The organism is Oleiphilus sp. HI0080, assembly GCF_001635135.1.
Window position 1 is genome coordinate 1 of sequence record NZ_LWFU01000707.1, and the last position, 858, is coordinate 858.

Here is an 858-nt window from a genome sequence, read left to right on the forward strand (position 1 = left end):
AGGTGGTTGACAATTGAGCGGGGCAGCGTTCCATGCTAGCTACTATTTTGCTGACCTTTACTAGGAAAAAAACGGATTTTGTAATTAACGGCTCTCTTGCCGGGATCTTCGATCTCGAGAGAAACGTGTATTGGCTTATCGCGCGGCATGAGCTTGCTATCGAGGCTTGTGTCGTTTAAATACTGCTTTGGCGGAACAATTTGTTGTGCAACTGTTTTCCCGTTAATGTCCGAAAAATACAGTGCGAGTCTTGGGAAATCTTGATCAAAACTGGCCTCGTTGGTAAGCACAACGTCGATGATTAGCGAGTTTGGTGTAATTGGATGACTGCGAACGACTAGGTTGCTGCTTCGAATCGCATTTAAATCGACTAGTTCGGGCAGTGAGCAGCCAGCTTTTTCGCAGAACATCTCAAAACTTTGTTTCGCTAGGGGGTATTGCACAAGCTTTTCGTAGTGAAACCAAGCGGCTTGCGCCAGAAGAACCAATAGCAGGGCAACGCAACCTAGCCCTATCAACATTTTGGAAAAAAGGCCGCGACCTCTAACTGTTTCGGTTTCTTCGTAATAAAAATCAATGGCCTCTGGCTTTGTTGTGCTGTCGGAGGATAGCGCGTCTGAACTAGAGGTGAAAAAAGGTTCACTCATTGAGCGATCTTCAGGTTCGGCTTTGACGCTTAGAGGTTCGTTTTGGTCTTCCAGAATTTGATTTGCCCAGCTTTCATCGTCGGTGTCTTCTTCCGGAAGCTCTTCATCGTCATTGGATTCGGCAGCAAAGGCGTGGGCTTTACTCGTGTCGATCGATTTTAAAGAGTCACTCAGCTGTTCTTCGAACATGCTGTTTTTAGCCTCTTCGAGG

1 protein-coding gene is annotated in these 858 nt (G+C 46.5%); it reads right to left on the bottom strand.

Annotated elements, in window-relative coordinates; all coding sequences use genetic code 11:
* Positions 1-35 precede the first annotated feature (35 nt).
* On the bottom strand, positions 36-858 hold an 823-nt coding region (locus A3751_RS15210), incomplete at its 5' end, for a DUF3426 domain-containing protein (protein WP_231876907.1).